Genomic DNA, 26,995 nt, shown 5'->3' with positions numbered 1-26,995 from the left:
GCTCCTTTTTGTTAGGGCTCACGATAACCCGGAAGGGCTACCGGAGTAACGAGGAAGTAAGCGCGAGTCGGCTCCAGAAGAGTCTGAGTGCTGACGTCAGTGCCATCGGCCTCATCCAGCCAGAGGGAGGCAGGATTGTGAAGGTAGAGGTGGCGGTAGGTGTGGTCGCCAGGGGTGACATCCCCCTTCCACAGGCGCAGGCGGGTGGCGGCCTCTGGAGTGATGGAGGCGGTAAATCCGACCTCAGTCTTCAGCCCCAGTGTCTGCACCGTGTGAGCCACAGGGAAACCACTGCCGATGAACTGGGCACCCGCTTGCAGAGGCTGGGCAAACTTCGTGCTGCGGACTTCACCTGTGAAGGTGAGGGAGACAGCGCCACTGCGAGCGTGAATGAGCAGGCCTTCGCCGGGAGCCACGGTGCGGTCACCGCTGCTATCGCCCGTCCAACCATTGGCAGAAAGCCAAGTGGTGCGGAAGCTGCCTGAAGCGGCATCAAAGAACAGCAGGCTATCCGCTGTGGCGGCCTCCGTGCCTGAGGTAAAGGCATCCCCAGGGAACAGGCGATTCACCGTCCAGTGAGGACGCACGGCCAAGCGAGCCCCGACCAGATCTGGAGTGCTGCCTTCATAAGCAAGAGCGGTGTCTGTGGTGGCAGCTTCATCCAGTTCATAACGTTGCCCTTCATAACTGCCGCTGAGAACTTCGACATAGTAGGACTGGCCAGTGAGTAACTTCGACTTCACTCCGGAGGTTTGCGTTCCGCAGAAGACGGCAGCAGGAAGCAGTGGCATGGAGAAGCTCTGCTGACCCGTGATATCGCGGCGCACCCAGGCCTGAGTAGCAGAGACGACCGTAGCCTCTGCTGTGCCATTGAGATCCGCATCCAAATTCACCTTTAGCCGCACGAAGCCCATTTCACCCTGAGAAGCGATGTCGGTATAACGAAGAGTTTCGCTGCCATTCTGGTTCTGCGTGATGACAGGGGTCTTCACCAGGCGTGTCCACTGCCCACCCCGCAGTTCAGAGGAGGTTTCGAGGAGGTGATTCACATCTACACGACCACCGCTGGGGCGAATGACGACCGCATCCACACGGCCCGTAGCTGCATCCGTTTCCAGGAAGAAGCGCTGGGTCTGCAAGCCGGAAGCGGCATCCGTGTCGAGAGCGTATTCGAGCAGATTGGCAGAGCCATCGGCATCCAGATCCGCAGTCGGTTTACCCAGGGTGCGGGTAAGGTTTTGCCACGTGCTAACGGCGGGGGTTGCGACGGGTGCGGGGGCAGCCTGGGGCGGCGGTGCTAGGCCCAGACCCAGGAGACCCGTGACCTTGAAACCAAAGTCCACGGTGAGGTCATAGTCAGCATCCGAGTCATCATCGTAGCGGCCATCAAAGCCCCCTTCATCATTGCCCGTGGGGGCCGTGCCAGCTTGCAGATTAATGGCGCGGCTAGAGATGCCGACCACGGTGAGATTCAGCACATCCATACCATCTTCGCCCGTGTTGTCATCGCCAGGGCTAGTTTGATAACCGGGCAATGAGGTAGCCTTGAACAGAGGTCCTTCTTGCACGAGCCCAAGAACACCGGCCTGGAAGTTCGCCGCAGGGATGTGGACCACGTAGCTGTCTGTAGCGAGGTCGGTGAAGACGTAGCGACCTTCGCTGTCGGTGGTGGTGGTTTTAAGCGGCCCTAGAAGGGCGAGCAAATCCGCACTGCGATAGAGATAAACCACCACCCCAGGAACGCCTTCGCCGGGATTGTAACGCCCGTTGCCATTGCTATCCATGAAGACCAAGTTACCGATGCCTAGACGCGGCAGTCCAGTATCCACCACAGGGACCACTGCGGCGAAACCGAAGTCCACGGTGAGATTGTGGTCTGCATCCACGGCATCGTCAGAGCTGCCCTCGAAGCCCCCTTCGACCGAGCCCACTGGAGCATTACCCACCTGGAGGGAGATGACCTCGCTGGAGATGCCTGAAACCAGAGGCAGGAGTGAGTCCACACCATCTTCACCCAAGTGATCATCCCCTGGGCCTGACTGGTGGGAAGCCACGGAAAGATGATTGTACAAGGGTCCTTCCAAGATGACGCCAGCCACCCCGAGCGCGAAGTTTTCTGCGGGGATATGGACAAAATAGCTGCCGCTCTTCAATTCACTGAAGAGGTAACGACCGACGGCATCCGTCACCGTGGTCTTCAGCGGCAAGGCCACCCCGAGAACGTCGGTGCTGCGATAGAGCTGCACCTTGACTCCCATGGCCCCTTCACCTGCATCGTAATGGCCGTTACGATTGGCATCCTTGAAGACAAGGTTACCGATGGCCAAACTTTCCGGCAGAGGTGTCACATCCACGAAACCAAAGTCCACGGTGAGGTTGCTATCAGCATCGCGGGCGTCATCCGTGCTGCCCTCAAACCCGGACTCAACGGAGCCGACGGGAGCCTGCCCGACCTGAAGCTGGATGATACCGCTGGAGATACCGGTAACCAATGGCGTGGTGGCATCCATGCCATCTTCACCTTGGTCGTCATCTAGCACAGGGATCTGGTGCCCCATGACAGAAAGATGGTTATACAAAGGCCCTGCGGAGACTGCTGCCAAGATCGGAGCACGGAAGTTTTCCGCCGGGATGTGGACGATGTAGCTACCGGAGTAGAGACCGCCGAAGAGGTAACGACCCGCACTATCCGTGGTGGTAGTTTTGACAGGCAGGGCCAGCCCTGGAATATCCGTGCTGCGGTAGAGATAGACGCTGACGCCAGCGGCCCCTTCGCCAGCATCGTAGTGGCCATTGCGGTTAAGGTCTTTGAAGACCAAGTTGCCGATGCTGAGATCTTCTGGAGCCACAAACGGCACGAAACCAAAGTCCACCGTGAGGTTGTAGTCTGCATCCTGGGAATCGTCCGAGCTGCCTTCAAAGCCACTTTCAACGATGCCAGTCGGCGCGGTGCCTACTTGCAGATTGATGGTAGCACTGGAGATGCCAGAGACCAGAGGAGTGGGGGAATCCTGCCCATCTTCACCCACATCGTCGTCACCCACCTGAGCGCCGGCAACGGAGATGAAGTTGTAAAGCGGTCCTGCGGTGACGAAGCCTTCCACTCCTGGACGGAAGTTTTCCGCAGCGATGTGAACACGATAGTTACCTGGAGCCAGATTTTTAAAGGTGTAACGCCCCATGGCATCTGTGAGCAAGGTCTTCAAAGCGAGAGAAACCCCTGGCACATCCGTGCTGCGATAAAGCTGCACAGTCACCCCTGCGACACCTTCACCCACATCGTAATGGCCGTTGGAATTGGTATCTTTGAAGACCACGTTACCGATGCCGAGATCATCTGGCAGAGGCTCTTCCACAATGGCGACAAAACCAAAGTCCACAGTGAGGTCCGTGTAGGCATCTTCAGCATCATCTGAGCTACCTTCAAAACCACTTTCCACCGCCCCCACGGGGCAGGCCCCCGCCTGCAAGCTAACCATGCCGCTGGAGATGCCCGTGATGTTTGGCAAGGCCGCGTCACGACCATCTTCACCCAGGTGATCATCCTGCACCAGAGTCTGATGCCCGGTGACAGACACATGGTTATACAGAGGTCCATTGACCGTCAGGCCAGCTACGCCGGCGACAAAGTTAGTCGCTGGAAGATGGACAAAATAGTTGCCAGCAGGAAGACCACTGAAGCGGTAGCGCCCATTCGTCGCGGTGGTGGTCACTGCCACAGGAAGGGAGATACCCGCAATGTCCAGGCTGCGATAAAGCTGCACCACAACATTGGCCACGCCTTCACCAGCATCGTGGCGACCATTGCGATTGGCATCCTTAAAGATCAGGTTACCGAGACCAAAGGTGGTCGGATCAGGGCCTTCGCCTGGGTCCGTGCCAGGAGCAGCAAAACCGAAGTCCACGGTGAGATCGAAGTCGCCATCATGAGCATCGTCTGAAGTGCCATCAAAACCTTTCTCAGCCGCCCCCGTCGGTGCCTGACCAGGCTGGAGAATGACCAGAGCACTGCTGATGCCGGTGACCATCGGTGTTGCAGAATCAATGCCTTTTTCACCCAGATGATCATCACCCGTCTGTTCACCTGCGATGGACAGGAGATTGAAGAGCGGACCAGATTGCAAACCAGGCAGAGTCTGGCCGCCCAGCGAAGTGAGATTTGGCTTAAAGTTATCTGCCGCCACGTGAACGATGTAACCGCCAGGAGGCAAGTTGTTAAACAGGTAACGACCTGCGCTATCTGTGAAGGTGCTGGCGTAAGGAGTGGAGAAACCAGGGGTATCCTCACTGCGGTAAAGCAGCATCCAAACGCCAGACACTCCTTCATTCGCATCGTAACGCCCGTTGGTATTGGCATCCTTAAAGACGACGTTACCAAGAGCCAAATTCGTGGGCACGGGGACATCCAGGAAGCCAAGGTCAATGGTCATGTCAGCATCTGCATCGTAGCCCACATCTTGCTGGCCTTTGTAACCTGTTTCTTGCTCATCAGTCGGCTCGGTGCCGAAGTCGAGATCAAACAAAATGGAGCTGATGCCGGAACTGGAGGGGTTGGCTTGATCCAGTGTATCTTCGCCCTCACCATCATCACGACCATCGTCATTGCCAAAACCAGGCACAGCCGAGGCGCCAGCCAAAGGTTTGTCCACGCCAAACTGCGACGACGGAATGTGGACGAAGTAGGAGCCTGCACCTGGTGCTTTCAATTCGTAGGCTCCATCGCTACCGGAGTAAGTCTCTGCTAGAGGGGTCGAGCTTTCTGGAATATCGCCGATGCTGTAGAGCTGCACCAAGACACCTGGGATACCGAAATCTACCGTGCGGGAAAAGCGCCCATCGCGGTCCACATCAGCAAAGACGAGGTTACCCACACGCACAGGCTTCGGAGCGAAGCCGAGGTCAATGGTAAGGTTCGAATTTAGATCGTCTTCGTCGTCGCTGTCAGAGTTGTGACCGGTTTCGCCATTTTCTGCCGAGGGAGCCTCATCCGCCTCAAGGATGAAGGAAGCGGTGCGTGCGCCGACGACTGTGACATTGCCATTCTCATAGAGGTCCTGGCCAACATCGTCATCCACATAGAAGTCGCCACTGTTTGGAGTAGCAATGGAGGGCACAAGGTCATGCAGAGGGCCTTCTTCACCGAACTGAGAAGCGCCGACGCGCAGATAGTAGGTGCCTGGCGCGATCCTGAAGGAATACGCCCCCCCCCTTGTGGAGGTAACAGTCGCCAGCGGTGCTGTGGCTCCCGCTTCATCGGCCCAGAGTTCGATGTTGATGCCATTGAGTCCAGTCTCGGTGTCTGAATCGAAGAGGCCATCGCCATTGGCATCATTGAAGGCCAAGTTACCAATCTGAACACTCGGCACGAACCCGAAGTCGCGGGTCAGATCCACGCTGGCATCGGTCAGATCATCCAGATTCCCACCTTGCCCACCTTCGGCAGTCCCCACAGGGGAAGACGAAGGGCTGAGGGCAAACACAGCCGTGCTGATGCCATTGCTTTCAGGATTGCCATCATCCAGGCCATCTTCGCCCAGATTGTCATCCCCAAGGGAGGTGCCATAAACACTGGCTTGCTGGTGCAAAGGAGCTCCATCCAGGAACATGGTGTAGGGCACATGCAGGTAATAATTCCCCGGAGTGAGGTCTGTGAAGAGGTACCGGCCATTGGCATCCGTGGTGGTGGTAGCCAAAGGCTCATCAAAGATCGGTGAAGCGGATTCTTCAAAAAGATAAACCGTGACTCCTGACAGGCCCTCCGCTTCATCAGCCACGCCGTTGCGATTGCTGTCGAGATAAACAAGGTTGCCTACCGATGCGAGCTTGGTGAAACCAAAGTCCACCGTAAGGTCTGCATTATTATCATTCGCATCGTCCATGAAGGCGTCACGACCAAATTCACCCAAGAAGTTTTCAGGCTCATTGTCTGGCTGGAGAGAGATGAGGACAGAGGAGACCCCCTCGATGGCCGGATCCCCATCACTGCCGTTTTCGTCGGTGTCATCATCCAGGCCCGTATCCAGGCCTTGACCAGGGAGGGACTGCCAGCCGTACAGGGACTTCCCTTCGGCAAATTCGGAGGCGGGGATATGTATGCGGTAGTCCCCTGCCCCTAGATTGCCAAAGAAGTAGATGCCTTCATTTGTAGTCACCGTGGAGGCCAGCGGACTGGCCGTTTGAGGATTCGCAGCGGCGGCGAATAGCTCGACACGGATGCCATTGATGCCTTCACCACTGTCATAGACGTTGTTACCGTTGGCATCCCGATAAACCAGGTTGCCCACACCGACTGCATTTGGATTCGCTTCGGCAAAGCCAAAGTCCACGGTGAGGTCGAAGTTGTTGTCGTCAGACACATCATCCTGGGCAAATAGTCCCTTCTCCGTGGTGGTATCAATAGGGGCAGAATCCACAGCTAGGGAGATGATGCGAGTGCTCACGCCATTGAGAGCCGGATTGCTTTCATCAATGCCGTCTTCGCCACTGTTATCATCTGCCGGACCTGTCTGGCTGCCCTGCACGGAAAGCGTGTTTTGGAGAGGACGGCCCGAGGCAAACTCGCTCGCAGGGATATGAACGATGTAGCTGCCCGAGTTCAGGAAATCAAAGAAGTAACGCCCACCATTTGCGGTGGTGGTCTGGGCCAGAGGCGTGGAGGTGCCTGGAGTCTGATTGGAGCGGTAGATCTCCACCCTCACATCATCCTCGCCTTCGCCCACATCTGCGATGCCGTTATTATTGCGATCAAGGAAGACAAGATTGCCGATGCCTACGGGCATCTGAAAACCGAAGTCCACGGTGAGATCCACAGCGGCATCATTTTCATTGTCCGTGGTGCCATCCAGCCCGGTTTCCCCACTGGAGTCCGTCGGGGCAGAGCCTGCAAACAGACGGACTTCTGCCGTGGTCACCCCCTGTGTGAGAGGCAGGCCTTGGTTGAGACCGTCTTCCCCCACATTGTCATCGCCAGCTAGTCCTTCATTGATGCTGACCTGCTGGTAAAGCGGGCCGCTGCTGGCAAACATGGCCGCAGGGATATGCACGAGATAATTTCCCGGACGAATGAAGTCGAACAGATAGCGGCCACCGTTAGCCGAAGTGCGGGTGGCGACCGGAGTATCTTCACCCGGTTGCTGATCTGAGGTGTAGAGTTGTAAGGTCACGCCATTGACGCCTTCACCGGGATCGTAGTGACCATTGGAGTTGCGGTCTGCGAAGACCAGGTTCCCCAGGGCCACCGGACGGAAGAGGCCAATGTCCACGGTGAGGTCCGTATTGAGGTCATCTGCATCATCTTCGCTGCTATCGAAACCCGTCTCACCATTGGCATTTGTAGGGGCGCTATCCCGGGTCAGGACGATACGGCCAGTGCTAATGCCTTCCACGGTCGGCTGCAAATTATCCACGGAGTCTTCCCCCTGGTCATCATCCCCAGCTTGCACGCCTTCTAAGCTGTATAGACCACGCAGCACGCCCGTGGACTGGAACTGCAGGGCGGGGATGTGGACAAAATACTGGGCCTGCCAGAGGCCGGTGAAAAGATACTTACCACCATTCGCCGTGAGAGTGGTGGCGAGAGGCTGATCCACACCTGGTGTCTGGCCCCAGTAAAAAAGCTTCACGACGACATTGTCCATGCCCTCGCCCAAGTCAAAACGACGGCTGCCATTGAGATCATTGAAGACGAGGTTACCGATGGCCATGACGCCGGGCTCCACAAAGCCGAAGTCCACGGTCATGTCACCATTGGCATCCACGGTGTAATCATCCACTTCACCCCCCGAGCCGATTTCAGCGCCCGTCTGCGCATTGCCCAGAGGTTCGGTGCCTGGAGTGAGTGTAATGATAGGGCCCTGCACTTCCGTGAAGCTGCCGTTTGGCTGCAGGCCGTTGTCATCATTGTCCGTCTGGTCATCATTGCCATTGCTGATGGGGCTGCTGAAGCCAGAACCTGCGAGCGGCAGCCCGCTGCCGAAATTCAGCGCAGGAATCTTCAACTGATAACGCCCAGCAACCTGACCGGAGAAGTAATAGATACCGCGCTCGTCCGTGAAGGTCCAACCTACCAGGAACTCCGCGCCATTGGCGGCGTTGCCATCCACATCCTGCCACAGATCCACACGCACGCCGGGAATGCCACGTTCACCAGCATCACGGCGGCCATTGGCATTGAGATCGTTCCAGACAAGGCTACCCACAGAGACTGATTCCGCGAGCTTCACAAACGGACGACCAAAGGCCAAGTCGCGAGGGCCCGACCAGATTTCATTGTTAGGCCCAGGGGGAGATGGGATGGGAGCTTCAAAGACTTTGACGATGCCGTTCGGGGCCCCAGCAGGATCTACCTCGACCACAGCACCCGTAGCAAAGGTGCCGCCTAGCACAGGCTTGGCCCAGTTGTAACCAGCGATGTAGAGCTTCCCATTCCCAGGATTCATTTCGATATCCCGAGCCTCGACCGAACCAACGCCAGAGGTAGTGATGGTGGAGACTAATTGGGGCGGGCCAGGTGAACTTGGATTCGTCAGATCCACCTTGAAGATTTCATCATCCAGGCGGCTCACGCCATAAAGAGTGTTGCCATGAATATCAATGCCGGAAATGACAGAGACAGGCTCACCACCGGGAACCATTCCGACGAGCTGGATATCCGTCACGATGACATTCATGAGGCTGCCCGTGGTGGCATTGTAGCGGCGCACTTCACGCACCGCACCATTCAGAATCACGACATAGAGGTTTCCATCCGGCCCGAAATTGATGTCCTGGATGCCCGGCTGAGTGATAAAGCTGTAGGGTGCTGTGCCCATCGGGGCGCCAGGAGTGGCCCCCAGAGGTCCCTGGAATTTGACGATGCGACCGCCATTGAGATCCACCACGTAGAAGTTTCCATCGGGCCCGATGGCAAAGACCTCGATGAAGCTGACGTTGGCGGCTGTATTGATCAACACGGCACCGAGGTCGGTTCCAGTAGGGCTGATTTTCCGCAGATTGCTGGCACCAAAGTGAGCGACGTACCAGTTGCCGTCAGGGCCCAACTCGATGCTGTAAGGCACATCGAAAGGATTGCCATCCCCTTGGTTATGGCTGCTGCCAAAAGGATGATGGAAGTTGCCTTTAAATTGCCGCGCCACGGGGTCATAAACCTGGATGCTATCATCCTGAGTGGCGGAGACATAAGCCGTCGGGAGGACATTGCAGAGGCCGAAGTCCACCGTGGTATCCGTGTAACCATCGTCGGAACTTTCAGCACCGGGGCTGAGGGTGATGACGGGGCTGTAAATGGAACCGCCAGCTACCTGGTGACCATTGTCATCGTGGTCCACACGGTTGTCTGCCAGAACGGTACTGCTACTGGAAAGTGGGTGTGTGAGTGGCGGAGTGGGGATGCGCACATAGAACTTGCCTGGAGCCAGAGAACTGAAGGCATAAAGGCCGCCGCCAGCGGTCGTGACCGAGCGCATGCGCACATCATCTGTGCCGCCGATTTTTTCATCCACACCTGTGGACCAGAGCTCCACCGTCACGCCATCCAGTCCCGGCTCGCCAGCGTCACGGAGGCCATTGTCATTGGTATCCTGGAAGACCAGATTGCCCAGGCCCATTCCACGGAAAAGGCCAAAGTCCAAGGTATAATCTGTGTCTGCATCTCCATCATCCACCGTCGGCTCGGTGCCCACAGCGAGCTGGATCACAGGGCTAAAAATGGTGGTGCCTGCGCCGCCGGGCTGAGAAGCAGCGTTGTTATCATTGTCCACTCCATTGTCTGCGGCCACGGGATTGCCACCCGGCAGCGGGCTGGTGACTGGCGGCACCACACGCACATAGTAGCGGCCAGGAGCCAGACCTGTGAAGGAGTATGCACCGCTCGCTGCCGTGGTGAGGCTGGTTCCCACCTGAGCATCTGCATTGAGGCCTGTGCCGCCGATGGCATTGTCCGCGCCGGTGGTCCACAACTGCACCGTGGCCCCAGCGATGCCTGGTTCACCAGCATCACGCAGGCCATTGAGATTGACATCGTTATAAACGAGGTTCCCCACAGAGAGACCGCGTGAAGCCAGGCTGTAAGCACGCAAGCTGGAACAACCAAAGGTATCCGTGACATTGATGGTGAATAGAGCGGTGGTGGAAGAAGTTGCCTTCCCCTTGATGGTGCCCGTGGAGGTCATGCTCAAGCCCGGCGGCAGAGAACCAGACTCGATCACCCACAGGTAAGGCCCTGCACCGCCTGTAGCGGTGAGGGTTTGCTCGTAATAGGTATCCAGGTAAGCAGCAGGCAGTGTAGCCGGAGTGACCGTGATGGCAGAGCAAGCACTCTTGATGGTGAAAGCACGTGTGACGGAGCAGCCGCAAGCATCGGTGACGCGAAGGGTGAATGAACTATCCACCGCTGCGGACGGCACGCCGGAGATACTGCCTGAGGCGGAGAGTGATAGCCCAGGGGGTAGTGAACCTGTGGACACCGTCCAGGTATAAGGTGCAAGGCCGCCGGAGGCCTCCAGCACTTGAAGGTAACTTTGGCCCACGGAGGCATCCTGCAATGTGGTGGTGAGGATAGAGACCGGTGCGCAGGTGATGGGGATGGTGTAGTTCGCCACCGCAGCACAGCCACTGGCATCCGTGGCTTTGAGTGTGAAGACTTGCGAGTTATTGCCACACAGCGGGGTACCGATGATCTTTGCCTGCGGGCTGCTGGTGCCATTGCTGGAGATGATCTGGAGATTGCGAATGGAGGCGAAGGTGGTGCCCAGGCCTAGAACGGTGGTGTTCAGCGCTGCACTGCCTTTGATGCGTAATTTTGCGGCCCCTGTGCCGACACTGCCAGGGGTATTGAAGGTCAAATTCACGGTGCCGCTGGTGACGCCCGTTCCCAGCAAGCCTAGGAGATTGATCAACGTGCCAGAGGACTGTGAAGCGATGGCATTCCCTGAACCATCGAGAAGCTCAATGGTGAAAGAAGGCGAGATGCCCAGGCCGGATTGCAGAAGGCCATTGCTGCCATCTACCAGGAAGCTCACGGTGTAACGAGTATTCGGCTGTAGCTCGATAGGAGCACCGGGTTTGTTAAAGGTAGCTGTGGCCTCCCAAGTGGAGGTGATAGAGGTGCCTACGCCCAGCCACCCGAGCAGGCTGGAGGAGTTGTTACTGACCTGGAATTTCAGGGCAGAGCCATCCAGAGACACACGTGAACCACTCTCCGTTAGGCCAATGCCCAGCAGGCCGATGCTGACACCACCAGTGGCCTTGAGACTCCAAAAGCCCACATCCGTAGGACCTGCAGAGCCACCTAACGACAAGGTGAGAAGCCCCCCGTTTGGAGGATCCACCGTGACAGAACCTGAAGGCGAAAAGATGCTGGCGTAGGCGGTATCTGCGCCGACGACTTTGCTATCGCCATGCACAAGTTGAAGTCCCTGCGGTAGGCTGCCGTTGACGACACTCCACGCATAAGAACCCGAGCCGCCCGTCGCTGTCAAAGTCGTGTCGTAAGCCGAGGCCACCGTGCCTGCTGGCAGGGTGGACGGACTCATGGTGATGACGGGGCAACTGATGGCCAGGGTGAGATTCGTTTCCTGCACACAAGCACCTGAGTCTGTGATGCGAACGGTAAAGGTGTAACTGCCCGAGCCGCCTACGGTAGGAGTACCCGCAAGTGTGCCATCTGGGGCAAGAGTGATGCCTGAAGGCAGTGCGCCACCGACTAAGTTCCATGTGTGGGGGCTAGTCCCACCACTCGCGGTCAATTTCTGTGAGTATGCCACGTTTGCCGTGCCGGTAGGTAGCGAAGCTGGAGACACCGTGAAGACCGGGCAGGCGACCGGGACAGTGTAGGTGCGAGTGGCGGTGCAGCTCCGGGTGTCTGTGGCCGTGACGGTGAAGGTGTAGCTTCCAGAGGTGACCGTTACGTTACCCGTGATCTGCCCGCTCGGCGAAAGGCTGAGTCCTGGCGGCAAGCTGCCCGTGGTGATCGCCCAGGTGTAGGAGCCGTTGCCATTGGTAGCGCTGAGGGTCTGGTTATACGGGACGCTCTGGCTCACCGCTGGCAGGCTGCTAGGAGAGATGGAGATGACCGGGCATGTGACCACCAAATTGTAAGCGCGGGTGCTGGAGCAGCCCACGTTATCCGTGGCACGCAGCACCACGGCATAGCTCCCGGGCACAGCCGCTGGGGTGCCGCTGAGGCTGCCATCTGCTGAGAGGGCCATGCCTGCGGGCAGGCTGCCTGTGGAGATGGAATAACGATAGGGTGCCGTCCCCCCCGTTGCCGTGATGGTCTGTGCCGGGTAGGCAGCAAACTGCTGCGCGGCTGGCAGCACCGAAGGTGAGATGGTGAGTGCCGTACACTGAACGGTGAAGCTGTAAGAACGTGCGCCTATACAACCCGCCGCATCTACGACGGTGACGGTGAAGTTTGAGGTGCCTGCATTGGCATTGGTATTGCCGCTAATCACACCTTCAGGAGATAAGGTCAGTCCGGCAGGAAGGCTGCCAGTGCTGATACTCCAGGTGTAAGGGGCCGTGCCACCTGTAGCAGTGAGGGTTTGATTTGGGTAAGCCACCAAACGAGTGGCGGCAGGCAAGGTCGTAGGCGCGATGGTGGGGGTCCCACAAATAACAGCGATCTGATACGCACGCCCACCGAGGGTGCCGGAGGAATCGCTGGCCCGCACATGGAAGGAATAAGTGCCGGGAAGCGAAGTCGGTGTGCCCGTGATGGCTCCAGAGTTGGCATCCAACGCCAAGCCCTGTGGCAGTCCTTGGTTACCAGTGAGGGTGGCCTGATAACGTGCCTGTATTTCGGCTAGGCTGAGTGCGCGATTGTAGATCAGCGCCTCATCCACACTGCCCTTCCAAGGACCGTCCGTAGAACCTCCGCCAATAAGCAAGGAGGTGCTACTATGACTGATGCTGCCGGTAAAGCTGTTGCTGGCCTGAAGCACGCCATTCACATAAAGACGCATGGCACTGCCATCAAAGGTGGCCACCACATGCTGCCAGACACCCGAGGTCAGGGTGGTGGTGACACGGTTCGTGCTCCGGTTATTCAACCAAAAGCCGAAGGTGTTATCTGCCCCGAGCTGGCCTAGACCGTAACCATCATTTCCAAGAGCGGAGGTCGTTTTAGAGATGACCGAGCCGTTCGCATTCATCGGGTAGGTGGGGTTGACCCACGCCTCCAGGGTGAGCAAGGCAGGACGCAGGGCAGCGGAGTCTGCCACGGCCACCACATCATCCACCCCATCAAAGGTGAAGGCACGACCGATGCGTCCTGGTCCGAACGCTGTGCCAGAAAGGGCTGAGCCAGCGTCTGTGCCGACGAGAGTCCCCGCGCTATTTTCGCCAGGCCACCAGGCCACCACACCCGTCGGCACGGGTGGAGCTACCGTCCAGGTATAAGGAGCGCTACCACCGCTGGCGACCAGGCTTTGCGAGTAAGGCAAGTATTGCGTGGCTGAAGGAAGGGTCTCAGGATTGATGGCGATGACACCCTGGGTCACCTTCAGAGTATAACTACGAGTGCCGAAGCAGCCCGTGGCATCCGTCGAGCGCACGGTAAAAGGATAGTCACCCAAGAAAGCCCCCGATGAGACGGCACCCGAAAGCTGCCCAGCAGACGTGAGGGTAATGCCCTCAGGGAGGGAGCCCATGGCCAGCGTATAATTATAAGTGCCACTGCCACCCGTGGAGCTCAAGGTTACAGAATAAGTTAGGTTACGTGTGGCAGCCCCCAATACGCCGGGATTCACCACGATGGTAGGGCAGGCACGGAAACCGAAGTCCAGGGTGTTTTCAACATTGGTCGTGCCAGCACTGCCAGGCTCAGAGGCCGCAGCGAGTGTGAATGTGGGGCTGAAGACGGCTGCTCCGACACCCCCTGGCTGGAGGGCATTGCTGTCGTTATCCTCACCGTTATCATTCTGATCTGCCACAGGGCTAGCCAAGGGGTAGGTGGAACTAGGAGTGGGGATGCGCAGACGATAGATGCCTGGTTGATAAGCCAGCAGGCTGTAAGCTCCTGTGCTGTTCGTTGTGGTGGTGGCCACAACCTCATCGGCCTGATTCAGCAACTGAACGGTGAGGCCACTGATGCCTTGCTCGGAAGTGCTGTCGTAAACACCGTCATTGTTGGTATCGGCCCAGACTTGGTTCCCTACCGTAATGCCACTGAAGAGACCAAAGTCCACACTCAGGTCGGTGTCTGCGCTATCATCGCCATCATTCACAGGTTCTAAGCCTGACGTGAGGGTGATGACGGGGCTAAACAAAGCCGTGCCTTGGCCACCAGGCTGGCTGCCATTGTTGTCATTGTTCACTTGGTTATCCGCCGTCACCGGTGTGCCGCCGGTGAGTGGCAGGCCTGAGGGGGGAGTCACTTTCAGCACATAACGGCCTTCGTTCAGATTGGAGAACTGAAAGTTCCCTGTGGTGGAAGTGGTGGCGCTGGTGATGAAGACATCGTCCGCATTCCCCGCTGTAAGATCCCCACTGCTGTAGAGTTGCACCGTCACCCCGCTGCGGCCAAGTTCGTTGCCATCCTTGAGGCCGTTGTTGTTAGCATCCGTCCAGACCTGATTTCCTAGTGCCAAGTTGCTGGTGGAAGAAAGCTGGCAGAGAGAGACAAAGTCTGCCACCACTGGCCCAGTGCTAGACCCGCCGCTGAGCACGAGGCTAGCCGTATCAATCTGCGAAGCCGTGGCACCAGCAGCCACGCGGAAGCGCCAGGTAAACTGCCGCCACTGAGGCTGGGCGCCATTCGAGACCGATTCAGACCAGGCATTGTAATCCGCAGCGGTAAACTTGCTGAGAGAGGTGTCTGTGATGGGGAACCCACAGCACTGCTGCTCACCCACGGCAGAGGCTATCATCTCAGACTGGGACACGGTATATTGAGAATAGGTGCCGGGTGTGCTGCCCGTGATGACTTGGAAGATGGGAGCATTGGCTCCTAAGTTCCAGAGGATGGAGGCATCTGCGGCACTGGCATTCGCTGCCCACACAGAGAGCTGATATTCCCGCCCTGGCACAAGAACGGTGCCCCAACCCACACCACCGGCGGCGCGGACGCTGACACCCGAGCTGGTGCCCTGGAGCAAGACGTGACGCCGACCATGACGTGACTTTAAACTTTCCATCCATGAGACGCGTGATCCGCTGCCGGTGGCCTGGATCTGCACTCGCTGGATGGGTTCCCCCAGCCCGCTGCTGCCGTTCACGCCATTCACCCACTGGTAGGCATTGATGCCCGTGCCCAGACCAGTGCCCGTTCCATTGTAACCCAGCACACTGGCCAGTGCACCTGTGCTATTCGGCAGTTGCTGAAATTCGAAGCTGGGGTTGTCAATCAAGTTGGTGACATAGCAGGCATCCAGGTTAGCAAAGCCGAAGTCCACGGTGGAGTCCGTATCGGAGCCGTCTCCATCCACTGCGGTATCAGGTTCACCCGCAGGGGTGAGGACGATAACGGGGCTGACGACTTGCGTGCCGCTGCCAGCTAGCTGCAAGGCATTGCTGTCATTGTTGATGCCATTGTCCAGGCTCACTGCGGTGCTGCTGACTGAAGGGAAATGCAGCGGAGGTGTAGGCATACGCACGTAGTAGCTGCCAGGCACCAAGAGGGTAAACTGGTAGAGGCCATTGGCATCCGTGATGGCATCCGTCGCCGCCTTGACATCATCGCCACTGGCATTGTTGCGCACCCCATCAGCACCCACCGTCCAGAGTTCCAAACGCACCCCGGCAATGCCACTCTCGCTGGACTGGCGCAGGCCATCGTTGTTCATGTCCACCCAGACGTGATTTCCCAGTCCCAGGCTCCGTGTGGTGACGCTAAAGCTGCGCGTCACCTGACATCCAGCACTGTCCACAGCGCGCAGGGTAAAGCTAGCTGGGCCCACCTGTGCAGGCGTGCCTGTGAGGGCACCACCCGGGCTGAGAACCAGCCCAGTTGGCAGGCTGCCGGAGGCAACACTCCAGGTCAAAGCAGTGCTGGCTCCGCTGGCGGTCAAATTCTGACTGTAAGCCACGCCCAAGTAGGGATCTGGCAGGCTGCTGTTGGTGATGGTCATCGTGGGGCACACCGGGCCCAGGGTGTAGGTACGGGTGCCGGAGCAGGCGGCGGCATCGGTCGCGCGGATGGTGAAAGTGGAGCTGACATTGCTGGACGGTGTGCCACTGATGACACCCGTAGCCGTGTTCAAACTCAGCCCTGCTGGCAGACTGCCCGTGGCGACCGACCACGTGTAAGTCTGCCACTGGCTCAAGGGCTGTGAAGCAAAGCCTGGCCCCGACCAATACAACCGAGCCACAGCGCCCCCGCCATTTTCATAAAACTCCATTTTGACAGACACTTCAGCGCCTGCCGTCAAGTTGACCGCTGCCGCATAGTTGGCAGGGGATTGATCACGCCACTGGTCAATGACCAAGACATTGTTAATCCATAAACGCACGCCGTCATCACTGGTGGTTCTAAAGGTATAGGAGCCCGTGGTTGCAGGCACCAGCTTGCCCGTCCAGCGCACAGAGAATACATTGTTAGGCACCAGGGGATCTGGGGATCCATTTCCCCAATCAAAATCAATGGCGTTGTCTTTGCGGGTGAGCAGCAGCGTGTTGAAATTGAGACCCGAATAATATTCTCCCGTGAGACCGATAGCAGGCAATGCGGTCAAGGCCTGGGAGTATGGCACCCCCACGGTGGCGCTACTCAGAGACTCAGGATTCACCGTCACGACCGCGCACCCAGCGGTCACTGTGTACGCACGGGTGCCTTCGCAACCTTTCCAATCCCGAGCCCGCACGGTGAAAGTGGCTGGATTTGAATTGAACAACACGCCGCTGATGGTTCCAGTGGCGGCATTTAACGTTAGGCCCGCTGGCAGGTCACCACTAGCGAGGCTCCACTGATAGGTCGTCCACTCCGTAATGGACTTCATGGCAAAGGAAGGTCCCGACCAATCCAGAGAGGCTACTGCATCCCCCCCGCGCTCATAGTATTCCATGCGCACAGCCACGGGAGTTCCGGCGGTAAGGTTAACGCTGGCCGTATAGGCCGTCGCGCCTTGATCTTTCCACTGATCCACCACCAGCACATTGTTCACCCAGAGGCGCACGCCATCATCGGCCGTCACGCGGAAGGTGTAGCTGCCCGAGGTGGGAGGTAAGACAGAACCCGTCCAGCGAGCCGAGAATCCATCCACCGAGATCACAGGGTCTGGCGAACCGCCGCCCCAGCTGAAATTCACGGCGGCATCTTGGCGGGTGAGGGCCAGAGTTTCAAAATTCATCCCCAGGAAATATTCCCCCTTCAGACCGCTGGGGAAATCGCTCGATAGGGTCTGGGAATAAGAAGAACCTGCGGTGCCGGGAGGCAGCGTGGAGGGAGAAATGGTGATGGGGGAGCAGCCCACTGCAAGAGTGTAGCTGCGAGTGCCTACGCAGCCGTTGGCATCGGTGGCCGCGACCACGATGCTGGCTGGAGCTGTGTTGGTGGTGGTGCCGCTGATGAGGCCGCCCGGGGTCAGTGCGAGACCTGTCGGCAAGGTGCCGGAGCTGAGGGTGAAATTATACGAAGCCGCTCCACCGCTGGCGCTCAACTGCTGAGAGTAAGCAGCCCCAGAAACGACGGGAGCGAGAATGCTAGGAGTAAGTGTGACGACCGGGCAGACCTTCAAAGAAAGCGTAGCCGTGCCCTGGCAGCTTCGTGCATCGGTGACGCGGAAAGTGAGGGAACTGCCAGCACCATTGCCCGTGGTAGGCAGACCACTGACCACGCCAGTGGAGGCATCCAAAAGCAGTCCGGCAGGCAGGGTGCCACTGGCCACTTCCCAAGTGTAAGGCCCCGTGCCACCCGTGACGGTGAGGGTTTGACTGTAGTCCACCCCGACGGCGGCTGCGGGCAGGCTGGCCGGAGTGACGGTGAGTGTGGGGCAAACGGGCGTGAGCACATAAGCACGGGTACCACGGCAGCCGTTGGTGTCCGTGGCTGCGACGGTGAAGCTGGCGGAATTGAGGCTGGTGGCGATGCCGCCGATCTCACCCGTGTTGACATTCAAAGCTAGGCCCGCAGGCAGATTGCCCGTGCCCAGGGTGTAAAGATAAGGGGCGGCACCGCTGGCAGCCGTGACGGTTTGAGAATAATTACCCCCTAAAACCGGTGCAGGCAGTGTGCTAGGGGTGAGTGTGATGACCGGGCAGACACGCAGCACGAGAGAGCGAGAAACCTGGCAGCCATTGGCATCCGTCGCCCGGAAGACCAGCGTGGCGCCAACGCCATTACCGGTGGTAGGAGTGCCACTGATCTGGCCTAACGGATTCAATAACAAGCCCGCGGGCAAGGTGCCAGAGGTGATCTCCCAATTATAAGGACTGGTGCCGCCCGTGGCAGTCAACGGCTGCTGATAGGAAACCCCGACCGAGGCCGCAGGCAGTGAGCTGGTGGTGATGCTGAGAGCCGGGCAAACTGGCGTGAGGGTGTAAGCCCGCGAACTGAGACAGCCGCTAGCATCAGTGGCCCGTATGGTGAAGGAGGCGGCAGCGATGGTATTCGGGATGCCGGTGAGCACGCCGGAATCTGCATTCAAAGTGGCCCAGGCTGGCAGCGCACCCGCTGAAACGCTGAAGGTGTAGGGGGCCGAACCGCCACTGGCACTGAAGGTTTGCGTGTAGCTGGCCCCGGTGGTAGGCACACTGAGCGTGACGGGATTGACCGTAATGGTTGGGCACTGAACTGTGACTTGGTAATCTTCCACCTCGCCCAGGCCATGAGCACCCGTGGCAGGCACTGCGACTAAGGAACTGAGGCGAAAACGCAGGCCTAAGGGCGTGCCACGAATGGCCGTACCGGGGACATTCACCGTGAAGCTGCGGGACTGCGCACTGGCACTGGTCGTGACGGTCGTCTCCGGAATGACCTGCTCATTGCTGCCATTCAGAGCACCGTCATTATTCCAATCCACCCAGGCAGAAAGGTAGGCATTGGCTCCAGTATTATTCAACAAGCTCAGAGTCAAAGTCGTGCTCGCTCCGGCGTTGAAAGCTGGCAGGGAAAGATCTTCATCATCCGTGCCCACAGCATCATCTCCGGTGGCGGTACTGTTGGCTGGATTGGTGACTTCCGCATCCGTGGCGTTCGTGCCGATGCGCAGATTGCTGGAAACGATGCTGCTCGCAGAGCCTAAAACCGCCAAGTCACCAAAGTCCACCGGCGCAGCCTGGAGCGCGACGATGTAATCTTCCACTTCCCCGGTCCCCCCGGCACCCGTAGGCCCGACATTGTTCACTGATGAGAGGCGAAAACGCATGCCAGCCATCCCTGGGGTGACTCCTGCGGGAACGGTGAGACTGATGTTTTGAGTCACACCATTCGTGCCATTCGCCACAGCCACATTGGTGATCACCTGCTCGCCGGCATCGGAGAGATTACCGTCTAAATCTGCGTCTAACCAGGCGTTGAGATAAACCGTGCTGCCGGAGGTATTGAGCAGCTTGATCGGCACCGTTACTGTGCTGCCTGCGGTCAGGGTGGCTGGCATCGTCACGCCGTCCTCATCGTCAATGTCATCTATGTCATCGCCATTGGCGTAGAGGTTACTGCGAGGTCTGGATTCAGTATCCACTTCATTGCCCAAGCGCACCGTGGTGCTCCACGTGCTATTGGCCGCGCCAAAACCAGAGTAGTCACCGAAGTCCTGCGTGGAGGCATTACAATCTGAGAAGGCCACCGCATGGGGACCGCTCAAGCTGGTGGTGAGTTTGCGAATCAGGCTGCCAGAGGCAGAAAAGACATCCAATTCGTTTTCGCCATAGTCCACCACATACAGGTTACCATCGGGGCCCCACTTGATGCCAGTGTAAGGATTGGAGCCCGAATCCAAAGTCACAAACGTGCTGCGAGTATTCCCAGAAAGATTGATGGCATCCACGCGACCATTACCAGCATTGTTATTCAGCACGTTGACGTATAGACGATCATCAGGCCCCCAGGCGAGACCACGTGGATATTCACCCGCTGGCCAGGTGGCGATGGTAGCTAAAAGGGTGCCGCTGCTGTTATACTGGCGCAAAGAACCACCCGAAATGTTTTGGGTGATGTAGAGTTTTCCCGACTCATCGAACACCAACCCTGCAGGGCTGCTGGTGCTGAGCACGGTGCCCAGGACTTCACCCGTCGTTTGGTTAAAGCGCAAGACATTGCCCGCATTCTGGTTGGCAATGTAGATGCTGGAGTCGAGCGCGACCGCCATCTGGTAGGGAAAATTCAAGCCTCTGCCAGCGGGCACGAGGGTGCTGATGAGATCCCCCGTGAAAGGATTGTGCTTCGTGATGGTGTTGGAAGAACCATTCGCCACGAGCAAGGTATTGTCACTCACCCGATACCCATAGTTAGGCGCACTGAGACCGGAAGGAGTCCAGGTGACAAGGTGAGAGCCATCGGTCCCGCTGAATCGGCTGATGGTGTTGTTGTTATAGTTCACCACCACGACGGCAAATTCAGGGCAAGCACTGACGATGGAGGCTAGGTGGTCTTCCACTTCGCCGACACCGCTCGTAGTGGCTGCACCGGGGCTGGCGGTGGAGGTCAGACGCACACGGACACCGATCATACCTTCCATAGCCGTGGCTGGCACCGTGACATTGATGACGCGGTTCACATTGTTTGTCCCATTCGCCACGGAAAGGTTGGTGGCCACCTGCTCCGTACTGCTCAGGGTGCCATCGCCATTCCAGTCCATCCAGGCATTGAGGTAGGCTGTGGAACCACGTGTATTCGTGACACGCACCGTCACAGTGCCGGCTTTCCCCTGCACCAGAGAACTGAAGGTGACGCCATCTTCATCATCACTGCCAAAAGTATCATCACCGGCGGCGATGTTATCGGTAATAGCAGCACCTTCAGCATCCACGAGTGTGCCGATTCGAAGCCGACTGTTCACCGTGCTGCTGGCATTGCTGAACATGTTGTAATCCCCGAAGTCCGAGGTAGCAGCATTGATGGTGATGCTGTAGGCGCGGGTGCCGATACAGCCGCTGGCATCCACAGCCTGCACCGTGACACTGGAGGCCCCCGCCGTGGTAGGCAGGCCAGAGATTGCTCCGCTGTCGGCATTCAGGGTTAGGCCAGAAGGCAAGCTGCCACTGCTCACGCTATAAACATACGGAGGGGTGCCTGCCGAGGCCGTAACGGTACCGGTGTAATTGAGCCCAAGGGTGCCATTCCCTAATGTGGTGGGGGCCAGCGTGACGACCGGGCAAACCACCAGGCGCACGGTGGCACTGCCGGTGCAGCCGACACTGTCCGTAGCCGTGAGAGTGATGTCCGTGCCTGCGCCATTGGCACTGGCAGCTTTTCCACCGATGGTGCCGGTATCGGCATTTAACGTTAGGCCTGCTGGCAGCGTGCCACTGGTGACTGCCCAGGTATGAGGGCTGGTCCCGCCGGTGGCTGTAAAGGTCTGGCTGTAAGTGACATTGATCACCGCATTTGCCGGGGTGGTGGGGGCGATGGTGATGGGGGTGCAAAGAGGGGCCGTGGTGTAACTGCGGGTGCCCACGCAGCCTTTGGCATCCACGACACGGAGGGTGAAAGCCGCAGACGCTGGACTAGAAATCGTGCCCGAGATCACACCTGTATTTGGATTTAACGACAGGCCCTGTGGCAGGCTGCCACTGGCAAGACTGTAAACATAAGAGCCTGCACCGCCTGTGGTGGTCAGCGTCTGCGAATAAAAAGCGCCGAGGCTGCCGGTGGCCAGGGTAACGGGGTTCAGCGTCAGCGTGGGGCAGTTCTGCTGAAAGAGCATGGAGTCCTCCACCGTGGCGAGGTTCCGCCCATAGATGCTCATGGTTAGGCCATCTGCGGAGATGCCGTCGCCGCCATTGTAGAGATTCCAGCCGTAGTAGCTGGAATCAATCGCGGTGTGGCCATCGGTAGCCAGGAGATCTATGAAGGGGGTGTAGTTGCTGATCGGGTTCAGCCACATCACCGAAAAACTGCCATTGCTGGCAGCGGTATGGATGGAGCCTAACACGCGGCCAGTATCACTCACAGCGCCCACCGTTCCCCCCAGAGTATCTCCAGAGCGGAGCGGCAAATTCAGACGCAAGCCCTGGACTGTGTCATAAACGAAAGGGCCCAGGAGGCAGTCATTTTCAACCTCACTTGTGCCGACGTAGCGCCCATCGGGGCTCACTTTACCGCCCCGAATAAAACCAAAACTGGCCACTGTGGTATTCCACCCCGTCGCCACACTGCCACGTAAGATTTTACCAAACCCATTGTTATCCACCACCAGCAAGACGGTGCCATCCGCTGAGGCGTCCATCACTTCCTTGACCCCGGGGATGCTAGTCCGCACGCGAGTGTTGAGGTTCCAGTAAACCCCTTGGCTGGGCGTTGCCCCGAGGGGCCCATCTGCATCCGCCATGCCGAAGGCATAGGCACTGTTAGACGTGATGGCGGTGGGGATAGCCGTGAGGGTAGCACTGGCCGCATTGTAGAGGGACGTCACTGTACCCGCACTGCGATCATAGAACCAAGGGATGATATTGACGACATTCCCGGAAGTCCATTTTTCATAACCCACCACGTCCCCTTCATTGTTCACGTCTTTGCCATGAGCGTAGGGATGGGAGGTGGCTACTTTGGGGATGTCCAGCACCACTGGCATGCCGGTGGTCATGAGAAAGCCGCGTGTGCTGCTGCCAAAGCGTACCCCCGTGGCATAGCGACCATCTGGCGAGATGGCCATGATATTTTGGGAAAGCGAATACGCTTCTCCCCCCAAAACGTCACGACCGATGCGCGTGACTTTGTACTGGGTGCCCACAGTCTGGGCGGCACTTTGGCTGACAAGCCCCAGCATGAAGAAGAGAACACTTAAAATCACTCCTATGGACTGGCGACTTACGATCACAGCCTTAGGCGCGACCGAAAATGTGTCGCCCAACAGGTAACGGAAGCCGCAGAGAATGCCCATTGTATGAAGAATCACCGCATTCTAACCACACTCAATATAATTTCAATAATTTTTGACCCTTATAGTTAACTTTTCTTAATTTTCACAAATTTGAACGTGTAGGAAATGAAGAAGCCGGATCTCCTAAAAACGAAAAGCGGTGTTGGCAGGAAGCCAACACCGCAGATTTTAAAATGAAATGTCTCGACGGGGAAGTTACGCCCCGCGTAATTTCGACACGTCGTAAAGGCTCATCATGGAGGCGATCACCTCATCCCGTCGGCCTTCTTTGAGGGCTGAAAAAGTGGTGTGATTGCCGGGTTCAAATTTAAAATGTCCGCTGCGGCTACGACGCAAAGCCGTGAGATGAGCCCCGCAACCGAGCTTTTGGCCGATGTCATGCGCGTAAGTGCGGACGTAGAAACCTTTGCTGCAGACCACACGGAAGTCCACATCTGGCACAGCCACGTTATTGAGCTGGTAATCATAGACGCGGACGAAGCGGGGCTTGCGCTCCACTTCCACGCCCTGACGTGCGAGCTTGTAGAGGGGCACGCCATCAATCTTGATGGCACTGACCATGGGCGGAGTCTGGTAAAAATCTCCCCGGAAACCATCGAAGGCCTCGCGGATCTGGGCTTCAGTGAAGGCAGGCACAGGTTTTTCCTCCAAGATCTCCCCTTCCCGATCCTGAGTGCTGGTGGTGGCCCCCAGGCGCAGGCTGCCGATGTATTCCTTGTCCTCACTCATGAGGAGGTCCTGCAGCTTCGTGCCATTGCCGATAACCAGGATGAGCATGCCGGTAGCCATGGGATCGAGCGTGCCACAATGGCCGATCTTTTTGGTATTTAAGCAGCGGCGGGCCACGGCCACCACATCGTGGGAGGTCATGTCCGGATCTTTGTCCACTAGGAGGACACCGTTAAGCGAGTCGTCTGACTTCATGTTCTAAAGCTGTCAAAAAGGTTTCTGCGGCCTCCTGGATGGGGCCTTTCATGCGAGCACCGGAGGCGAGGCGATGGCCGCCGCCGCCAAACTGCCCACACACCGCGGAGACGTCCAACCGCTGGTCTTTCGACCGGGCGCTGACACGGATTTTGCCATCGGCCATTTCTTCAAAAATCACGGCCGTGACCACACTGTCAATCATCCGCAAGGTATCAATCATCCCCTCGGTATCCCCAGGTTGCACCTGCACCTCGTCCATCAGGGCACGAGTAAATTGCCAACTGGCGATGCGGCCTTCTGCCCGAAAATCCATCTCATTGAGCATGGCGCGAAGCAGTTGCAAACGACGGGCCGGGTAGGTCTGGTAGAGCAATTGCGCCAGGCGGGAGCTATCCAGCCCTGCGGCCAGCATTTCCCCGGCGATGTGATGCGTACGGGCATTCGTGCTGGAATACTGGAAGGACCCTGTATCCGTACTGATGGCCGTGTAGAGATGCTGCATCACCGCATCGGTGATGGGAAAACCACCCGCTTTCAGCAACTCGTAGATGATCTGGCCCACCGCTGGCTGGGTGCCGTCCACATGGTTGAGGTGGCCATAGCCTGGGTTCGTAGGGTGGTGGTCAATGTCTATGAGCAGGGGTGCACGGGCCAGGGCGGCCTTCGTGTGCTCGCCCACACGTTCGTGAGTGGCCGTATCCAGAGCCAGGGCCACATCCACCTCAAAGTCCGCATAGGGAGGGGTGAGGATGGTCACCGTTTCGGGTAAAAAGGCCAGATTCAGAGGCACTCCATCTTCCAGCAGAGCATACACCGTCTTGCCCATCGCCCGCAGACTGAGTGCGAGGCCCATGACGGAACCGAGGGCATCCCCATCTGGCCGCACATGCGCGGCGATGGCGATACGCTGGGCAGGACGCAGAGCGTCAGCGATCTCGGAAAGGGATGTCTGGATGGTGGACATTTTGGGCGGGTGTTCACAAAGCACTCACCGCGAAAGCTGCAAGGGGAAGATGCGTTTGGCCACAGGCACTTTCCACCCCAGCTTTCTAGGATTCGATGGCCACACGCATGATTGGGGCGTAACTTCCTTACCCTGTTATGAACTGGCTGGCCCATCTTTTTCTTTCTGAGCCGTGCCCAGCTTTCCGCATTGGCAATGTGCTACCAGACCTGGTGAAACAGGCTCAACTGGTTTCCTTGCCGGAGGCTTACCAGCGCGGTATTCGCCAGCATCGGCGGATTGATGCGTTTACGGACACGCATCCGGTCGTCCGCCGCAGCATCCTGCGTTTAGGACCGGAGTACCGGCGCTATGGCGGCATCTTGACGGATATGTTTTATGACCACTTTCTGAGTCTTTCCTGGGCCTCGTTCTCCCCGCAGCCGCTGCCGCTTTTCACGGCCGAGGTTTACGCCTCCTTCGATGATCACCGGGAAATGATTCCCGCAGAAGCTCATCCGCCTCTGGATGGTATGAAGGACGAAAATTGGCTAGGCAACTATGGCGAGATGGAGGGGCTGGCGGATACCCTACGCCGGATCGGCCTGCGCTTTCGCCGCCCCGTGAATCTAGCTGCTGCGATGAAGGTGTTTCAGCAGGAGTACGCGGGTATCCAGGAGGACTTCCACGAGTTCTTCCCTGCCCTGACCCGACATCTTGCTGAGCGATGAGTCCTACTGTACCTTCTTGCCATTGCCCAGCAGGTTGGAGCCGATCTGGTTGTCATTGCCACCAGTGACCACCAGGGAGGGTTCCTTGGACTTCACATCCGCCATCCGGTCATCGCGGATGATGTTGTCGCTGACGAGGCTGCCTTCCACCCCTTCCAGCAGGAGGCCGATGCTATCGCTATCTAGGATGCTGTTGTTGGTGATCATGAGGCGACGTCCACCCAGGATCTCCACCGCAGCACGCTTGCGCATGACCCCGGCGATGATGTTGCCAGAGAGAGAGCTGTCAGCGCAGTTTTTGAAAACGAGGCCATTGTTCTCGGAGTTCTGAAAGCCATTCACCAAGTAACGCGGGTTGCGGTCGAAGTTGTTATTGCTGACGATGAGGTGCTCGCAGTTTTCGGCTAAGATGTCGTGTTCAAAACCTTCCCAAAAGGTATTTCCAGTGATGACGACGCCCCGGGATTCTTTGACCTCAATGTTCACCCGCACGTCGCTGAAGACATTGGCGCTGATGGTGACATTGCCCTCACGGGTGTGGGCACGGCCCATCTTGCGTTCCAGGCTGGGATCGGTGCCAGCTCCGAGGATGCGGATGTTGGCAGAGCCGGGGGCCTTGCTGGTGTGTTGGAGGGTGCAGCCGACGATGGCCACTTCACCGATGGAGCCACCTGTGGAATCCAGTTCCACATTCGCAGAGGGTGGGGAGTCGGCATGGTGATTTCCTTCGATGTCGCAAGTTCCAATGTGGAGGTTTCGGACGTTGCCACCGCGTGACACCACACCCCCACCCCGGTTGTAGCTGATGTGGCTGCCTACGATGTTGATCTGGTGCAGGTTGAGGTTGTCCAAAAACACACCGATCCCGGAGTTGTCATAAAGATGGCAGTCGCTGATGACCACGTTGCGATTGCGGGGCGTGAGACGGATGCCATGGCGGCATTTGCTGACCACTAGCCGGTGAAAGGTCACCTGCATCGTGCCGCCCACTTCCACGCCATCCGCCTCAGGATGGCCACCGAAGATTTCCAGGCCACTGATCATGGGCGTTCGCTCTTGCGCCCAGACTTCGGGCTTCAGCGAGGCAGGGGCAGCAGTGCCTTCGTGGTGCCCCGTCACACGGAAGGCCGGGCCCGGCCCGGTCATGATAAAACGGGCAGTGCCGTCACTAGACAGGCCCGTCAGGCCGGTCTTGGAAAGATCCACCTCGATGGTCTGAGTCAGCTTGTAGGTGCCTTTGGGGAAAACCAGGCTGCCTTTTTCCAGCACGGCTTTCTGGATGGCCGCCGTGTCATCCGTCTGGCCATCGCCCTTGACTCCCAGAGTCAGAACATGGGTCTGAGCGAGAGCGACAGAGGCACTGATTGCGAGCAGGCAAAGAAGGCGTAACATCTGATGTAAACGCCACTCATCGCCAA

At 58.0% G+C, this 26,995-nt stretch carries 5 protein-coding genes; 1 reads left to right on the top strand and 4 read right to left on the bottom strand.

Translation table 11 applies throughout. The annotated features are described in order from the left end of the window. Nucleotides 1-11: 11 nt before the first annotated feature. The 3 genes from HNQ64_RS06760 to HNQ64_RS06750 form a co-directional block, all read right to left on the bottom strand. Nucleotides 12-22,913: an SdrD B-like domain-containing protein gene (locus tag HNQ64_RS06760; protein WP_184206774.1), complete on the bottom strand. Its 22,902-nt coding sequence runs from the start codon at nt 22,911-22,913 to the stop codon at nt 12-14. 258 nt (nt 22,914-23,171) lie between these two features. After that, entirely contained in the window at nt 23,172-23,900 is a 729-nt protein-coding gene (gene truB / locus HNQ64_RS06755) for a tRNA pseudouridine(55) synthase TruB (protein WP_184206764.1), read from the bottom strand. After that, nucleotides 23,878-24,867 (bottom strand): DHH family phosphoesterase, encoded by a 990-nt coding sequence (locus HNQ64_RS06750; protein WP_184206762.1) that lies wholly within the window; start codon nt 24,865-24,867, stop codon nt 23,878-23,880. The genes truB and HNQ64_RS06750 overlap by 23 nt, the downstream gene beginning before the upstream one ends. 137 nt (nt 24,868-25,004) lie before the next feature. On the opposite strand from HNQ64_RS06750, the gene HNQ64_RS06745 reads away from it, so the two are divergent. Next, nucleotides 25,005-25,577, top strand: a complete 573-nt coding sequence (locus HNQ64_RS06745; protein ID WP_184206760.1) for an acyl carrier protein phosphodiesterase — start codon at nt 25,005-25,007, stop codon at nt 25,575-25,577. 3 nt (nt 25,578-25,580) lie between these two features. On the opposite strand, the gene HNQ64_RS06740 is transcribed toward HNQ64_RS06745, so the two are convergent. Beyond that, nucleotides 25,581-26,969 (bottom strand): right-handed parallel beta-helix repeat-containing protein, encoded by a 1,389-nt coding sequence (locus HNQ64_RS06740; protein ID WP_184206758.1) that lies wholly within the window; start codon nt 26,967-26,969, stop codon nt 25,581-25,583. Nucleotides 26,970-26,995 lie beyond the last annotated feature (26 nt).

Origin of the sequence: Prosthecobacter dejongeii (genome assembly GCF_014203045.1) — a bacterium.
Lineage (GTDB): Bacteria > Verrucomicrobiota > Verrucomicrobiia > Verrucomicrobiales > Verrucomicrobiaceae > Prosthecobacter > Prosthecobacter dejongeii.
This window is presented reverse-complemented; position numbering and strand designations above follow the sequence as displayed.